Here is a 6315-nt window from a genome sequence, read left to right as displayed (position 1 = left end):
GTCCATGTTCATCAAAGAAGATTCGTTTTAGCACGTTCGTCTCCATATCCTAACCTTACCAAAAACAAAAACGAGGCGGAAGCCCTGCCCACCCCAAAATTTTATAAATTCTATAATGTTAAAAAAAGAGCCGTTCTACCGGCTCTTTGCTTTATTCGCCATACATTTGTGCGCGCAATTGCTTGATTTCTTCGCTTTCCAAATATTCGTCGTACGACATTACCCGGTCGATCAGGCCTTTCGGCGTAATCTCGATAATGCGGTTCGCGATCGTTTGAATGAACTGGTGGTCATGCGACACGAACAGAATGGTGCCGTCGAAGTCGATCAAACCGTTGTTGAGCGCGGTGATCGATTCCAAATCCAAGTGGTTCGTCGGCTCGTCGAATACGAGGACGTTCGCGCCGTTCAGCATCATTTTCGCCAGCATGCAGCGCACTTTCTCTCCTCCGGACAGCACGCTCGCCTTCTTCAGCGCCTCTTCGCCGGAGAACAGCATCCGTCCGAGAAAACCGCGCAAGAACGTCTCGTCCTGATCTTTCGAGTACTGGCGCAGCCAATCGACCAGATTAAGGTCAACCCCGTCGAAATAAGCGGAGTTGTCTTTCGGGAAATAGGCCTGCGTCGTCGTTACGCCCCAAGTATACTCCCCGCTGTCCGCTTCAAGCTCGCCCATGACGATTTGGAACAATGTCGTTTTTGGCAATCCGTTCGGACCGACGAACGCGATTTTGTCTCCTTTGTTTACGACGAAACTGATGTTATCCAGCACTTTCTCGCCTTCCAGCGTTTTGCCGATGCCATCCACGGTCAACAACTGCTTGCCCGCTTCGCGTTCCGGCTTGAAATGCAGAAACGGATATTTGCGGTTGGACGGACGTATGTCTTCGAGCGTAATTTTCTCGAGCTGTTTTTTCCGCGATGTCGCCTGCTTCGACTTGGACGCATTCGCGCTGAAACGTTGAATAAACGCTTGCAGTTCCTTGATTTTCTCTTCTTTTTTCTTATTTTGCTCGCGCACCAGCTTGAGCGCCAGTTGGCTCGATTCGTACCAGAAATCGTAGTTGCCGACGTAAAGCTGGATTTTGCCAAAGTCGATATCGGCGATGTGCGTGCACACTTTGTTTAAGAAGTGGCGGTCATGGGATACGACGATAACGGTTCCTTCGTAATCCATCAGGAAGTTTTCCAGCCAACTGATCGACTCGATGTCCAAATGGTTAGTCGGCTCGTCAAGCAGCAAAATGTTCGGTCGTCCGAACAGCGCCTGGGCGAGCAATACGCGCACCTTCTCGTTTCCGCTCAGCTCCGCCATCTTCTTGTCGTGCAATTCGCGCGGAATGCCAAGCCCGATCAGGAGCGCCGCCGCATCGGGTTCCGCATCCCAACCGTTCAATTCCGCGAATTCGCCCTCCAGCTCGCCGGCGCGAATGCCGTCTTCCTCGCTGAAATCGGGTTTCGCGTAAAGCGCGTCTTTTTCTTTCATAATATCGTACAGCTTCGCATGCCCCATAATAACCGTTTCCAGTACCGGAAACTCGTCGTATTCGAAATGGTTCTGCTTCAATACCGACAGACGGTCTCCCGGCGTAATATGCACCTCGCCCGTATTCGGCTCGATTTCGCCGGACAATATTTTCAGAAAAGTCGATTTCCCCGCTCCGTTCGCGCCGATTAAGCCGTAACAGTTGCCGGGCGTAAATTTTATATTAACGTCTTCGAAGAGTGCGCGTTTTCCGTACCGGAGCGTCACACCGCTTGTAGTAATCATGGCAGTCCCGTCCTTTGCTACATAATAATAAAACACTCAAATTATTATTATAGCATATAAAATCAGTTTCGTCCTGTCTCCATTGTAAAAATTTGTATTGTAAAATGAAACCGTCTCCTTGTATACTAAATCGAGGAAAACGTTTCCTAAGCCAAAATTTACAAGGAGAGTGTTTTTATTTTGGAAACCAATGTTAATGTGCAAGCCCCGCATGCAAGCTATTCGACCGGGGTAGAAACCGCGCCGGTCGTCTCGACCAAAGATTGGATAGTCACCATGCTGCTTCTGATTATCCCGATCGTGAACATTATTATGTTGTTCGTATGGGCATTCGGCGGCAATACGAATCCGAACAAAAGAAATTACAGCAGAGCCGCTCTGATCTGGGCATTAATCGGGGTAGCGATTTATGTCATCTTCTTCGTCCTTATCTTCGGAGCGGTGCTGTCCTCGTTTGCGTAGTGCATGACATTATACATTCATTGAAATCCAATGACAATGACGGCTCGGGCTCGAGCCGTCATTCGTCGTTGCGGGCGAATTACAACCGCAGCGTCTCCCCATGCGCCAGCACCCGAATCGATTCGCTCCCGATGCCGAGCCGCCGCCGCTCCGCTTCCAGGCGATCCAACGCTTCGCGCGGCGTATCGTCGGCCAGCTTAAACGCTCCGTAATGCATCGGAATCATGAGGCCGGCTTTCGTCTCGAGAAACCCTTGCAGCGCTTCTTCCGGCGTGACATGCTGGGACGTCATAAACCATTCCGGCTCGTACGCGCCGATCGGCATGAGCGACACATCGATGTCGAATCGTTCGCCGATCTCGCGAAAGCCGCGGAAATAGCCGGTATCGCCGACAAAATGAATCGTCGGCAGCTTATCTTCCTTGCCTCCGCCATCCCCCGATTCGTCCGGACCGCCCGTCTTCTTCGAATTGAAGGACGCGATTCGAAGCTGTTGCCGCTCGGAGACCGGCCGCCGGCCGGCATATTCCAACACAAAGCCGCCCCAATGGGAACGGTTCGTATCGGTAAGGGTACGCCGCGTCCAATGCTGTGCGGGTACGAAGGCGATTTTCACGCCGCGGACTTGCAATTGCTCCCACCATTGAAGCTCGACGACGCGAGTGAAGCCTTTGCGCATCATTTTACGGCGCAGACCGGCCGGAACGACGATCAACGTATCGGCGCCGTAGAGGCGGCGTACGGAAGATATATGCAAATGATCGTAATGGGAATGCGATATAAGAATGACGTCGATCGGAGGCATGTCCCGAAGCGGTATGCCGGGCGGGGACAATCTGCGGTTCATTGCCATCCGCATCGCCCAAACCGGGTCGGTCACGATATTCAATCCGGCGTATTGAATGAAAAACGTGGAATGGCCGATCCAAGTCACAGTCGAATCGGTCCGGTTATGACGCAAGTACTCGAGTTCCGGCTGAACGTTCGGTACACGGAACGAATAATCTTTTTTCTTTATGATCCGTTCCTGGCGCCATTGTCTGAAATCTTTCATCGTTTTATCCGTGGGGACGTTGTCAATATTTTGAAATCGAGGTTTGGGCATTCGGCGACTTCTCCTTTCGTTAATTACAATATAGCAAATTATGACCGAAAGAAAAAAGTTGTGCCTGTCGATCGGACCGCCCGGCCCGCGAATCGTTTCCTTTATAAATGCTCGTGTTTATTCTTCATGAAGCGCAACAATATGTAAATGCCTATCAGTAAAAAAGAAAAGCTCGCTCGCACCGCTCCTTCAAACCATTGCGGCATTTCCATCCGGGGAATCAGAATAGCCGATAGGTTGAACTGAAGGAAAAACAGCAGCAAGACGATCCATATTCCCGCGTTGAACGGATTCCATTGCAATTTCCCGCCGCTATGCTTGCGTATGACGGCCAAGTTCCATATTACACCAATGACTTCGAAGACGATCATGCCGATCGCGATGCCTTGGTATCCGAATCCCGGAATCGCCACCAGCACGATATTCAGAACGTTGCTGGCAACAAGCGCGATGATGAGGCCGGTCAGTATTTCCCTCCTGCGCCCCATCGCGAGCAATGCCGTCGACGTCAACTCCCGCAATCCGGCGAATAACGGCGCAACCGCCAAATAACGAATGCCTATGGCGGCCGATTCGTCGCCGAAGACGAGAACGGACAACTCCCGGTTGTAAAAGAAAAGCGTCAGCGAAGCTCCGATCCCCCACAACATCGCGATATCGAACGAGAAGCGAACGCGCCTGTAGAATCGTTCTCCCTCTCCTTGATGCCAGTCGGCAATAAATTTGGCGGACAGCGTATGAATGAGCGCGGCCGTCACAATAAGCGGCATATACGTTATCGTCGAAGCCATGCCGAACATTTCGCCGAAGATAGCGCTCGCTTGCGGGAAGGACAATCCCGAATCTTGCAGTCTTCGCGGAATGATCAGCGCGTCCAGAAACTCGGAGACAGGAATAATATAACGGCTAAGGGAAATAACGGCTCCCGCCTGAAATAATTGCCGCATCCCGGAACCGTTTTCCCAAACGGACCATTTTCCTTTACGGCGGCGTACGGCCGGATAAGGGATAAACAACAGAACGAGAATTAAAAAGAGAATGGCGGCGGTTGCGCCGGCAAACGCTCCCAGCAGCGTCCCGCTAACGGCAATAGCCGTCCCTTTGCCGATCAGGAGCGAAACGAGCAGCAGCATCAGGACGACCCGTACGGCTTGTTCGATCAATTCGGAAACCGCAATATATCCATACGCTTCAATCCCTTGCAGCAGGCCGCGAATCAGGCTTAAGACGGGGACGATCAACAATGCGGGGGCCAGGCAGCGAATTGCAAATGCGAGCCCCGGGTCGCCGAGCATCGACGCCAACTGCGGGGCAAAGACGAAGCAGCCGAAACTCGCGACGCCGCCGAGCCCGACCAATATCAAGGATAGAAATGTAAAGTACCTCCAACCTTTCGCCGGATCGTCCGCCGTCGTCAAGGCGAGCGAGGTTGGAAACCCGCCCGTGACAAACGTAAGCAATACGACGTATAACGAATATACCATTTGGTAACGCCCGATCCCTTCCGCACCGAGCATGCGAAACAGCGGGATGCGCGCGAAAAAGCCGATCAATTTGACGAGAAAAATGGCACTCGTCCGAAGTGCCATTTGTTTCATGAGTTTGGATGACGCCAAGCCTCACCCCTCCTTCCCGCAAAGACGCTTTGTCCTATTTAAGGATTATGTCAAAGCATCGGCGGATATGTTAAGGGGTTGTCAAATGTTGTTCGCGCGGCTTAGTCGTTAATATGAATCAGCAAATATTTCGTGGATTTGTCCCATCCGAGATCGAAGGGCATTTTATACCGGTCCGCCGTATGGGAATTGACAAGCGGGTAACCGTTGACGTCGTGGCCGACGACGACGGAGAAGTGGTCGACGTCTCCATTCATCTCATAGGCGATCAAATCGCCCGGCTCCAGCTTGGCGACGGCTCCTTGAGGATGTTTATCGCTCGGCTGCACGACTTGGGTGAATGTTCCTTTGGCAATTAAACGGCCGTATCCGCTATACAGCAAAAAGTTTTTCAATCGGTCCGTCTGCACCCAAGTATGGCTTCCCCCGGATCTATACCAATATTGCCAGTCGCCCGTCATGGGCAACCCCCCGCCTTCCTCGGAATCCCCGATGACTTGGGACGCGAAATTGGTGCAATCGCCGCCTACATACGTATAATCGCGATACTTGGGATTGTATCGGCCTTTATTGCCCGCGCCCCATGCCGCCCCGGCATATTTATTGGCATAAGCGACCGCTTTCTCGCGATTGTATCTGCGCGGCCGGGCCGATTGCGCGTCCGACTGCATCATGGCCGACGCCTGCACGGTTAACGTTTTCTTCGGAAACCCTTTGACGCTGTCGGCAGGAATCAAATTCGGGTTCTCGTCCATCGGATCCAAATACCATTCTTTGACGACGTACCAGCGGTTGTCCAATTTTCTGAGCGTCAGCGCGTGGCGCGTCCCAACGCCGAACGATTGCGTCGGCAAATGATGCTCCTGATTATATTGATAGGCTATTTTCACGCTTTGGATTAACGAGACTCGGGCCTTATCGCCTTCAAGCTTGAACCGCGTCACGCGAATATCGCCTTCCGCTTCCGTCAGACGCATATCCCTCTTCTCGGCCCATGCCTGCAAATATTGGCTGCGCCGCATTTCTTGACGCATCGCCAGGCGGCTCAACTTATCGGCCTTATTGTAATATTGGGCGATCGTGTCCGGATTCCCGTTCAGAATAAGCTGATTGCGGTCATGATAAAGGGTTCTTAAAAAAGAGAGCGCCTGTTCCTTTTCGTCATCCGCCGCCACAACCGCCGAAGCGCCGCTTGTGATCGCACAGATCAGCACCGTTATACACAGCAAAATACGTCTCATGTTGTCCTATCCCTCACAAAATATTTTTTTACGCACTCCGATCATAGTTTCTCCCCTTCTTCATTATCTCCCCGTTTTCGTTTCTTATGAATCGTTCGTACCGAAAAACAATTGGAGCTT

6 protein-coding genes are annotated in these 6315 nt (G+C 51.9%); 2 read left to right on the top strand and 4 right to left on the bottom strand.

Annotated features, from left to right (window positions below; genetic code table 11):
* Window positions 1-186, top strand: a 186-nt coding sequence (locus KQI79_RS22415; protein WP_216540541.1) for a hypothetical protein, incomplete at its 5' end; no start/stop codon positions are given.
* On the opposite strand, the gene KQI79_RS22410 is transcribed toward KQI79_RS22415, so the two are convergent.
* Window positions 152-1771 (bottom strand): ABC-F family ATP-binding cassette domain-containing protein, encoded by a 1620-nt coding sequence (locus KQI79_RS22410; protein WP_216540540.1) that lies wholly within the window; start codon window positions 1769-1771, stop codon window positions 152-154. The genes KQI79_RS22415 and KQI79_RS22410 overlap by 35 nt on opposite strands.
* 180 nt (window positions 1772-1951) lie before the next feature.
* On the opposite strand from KQI79_RS22410, the gene KQI79_RS22405 reads away from it, so the two are divergent.
* Entirely contained in the window at window positions 1952-2233 is a 282-nt protein-coding gene (locus KQI79_RS22405) for a hypothetical protein (RefSeq protein ID WP_216540539.1), read from the top strand.
* Window positions 2234-2312: 79 nt separating this feature from the next.
* On the opposite strand, the gene KQI79_RS22400 is transcribed toward KQI79_RS22405, so the two are convergent.
* From KQI79_RS22400 to KQI79_RS22390, 3 genes are all read right to left on the bottom strand, one after another.
* Window positions 2313-3338 (bottom strand): MBL fold metallo-hydrolase, encoded by a 1026-nt coding sequence (locus tag KQI79_RS22400; protein WP_216540538.1) that lies wholly within the window; start codon window positions 3336-3338, stop codon window positions 2313-2315.
* Between the two features lie 101 nt (window positions 3339-3439).
* Window positions 3440-4954 (bottom strand): oligosaccharide flippase family protein, encoded by a 1515-nt coding sequence (locus tag KQI79_RS22395; RefSeq protein WP_216540537.1) that lies wholly within the window; start codon window positions 4952-4954, stop codon window positions 3440-3442.
* Window positions 4955-5055: 101 nt separating this feature from the next.
* Window positions 5056-6195: an amidase domain-containing protein gene (locus KQI79_RS22390; protein ID WP_216540536.1), complete on the bottom strand. Its 1140-nt coding sequence runs from the start codon at window positions 6193-6195 to the stop codon at window positions 5056-5058.
* Between the last annotated feature and the right edge of the window lie 120 nt (window positions 6196-6315).

Origin of the sequence: Paenibacillus sp. MSJ-34 (assembly GCF_018918005.1) — a bacterium.
Lineage (GTDB): Bacteria > Bacillota > Bacilli > Paenibacillales > Paenibacillaceae > MSJ-34.
Note: the sequence above shows the minus strand (reverse complement) of the source record. Positions and strands in the feature narration are given on the sequence as shown.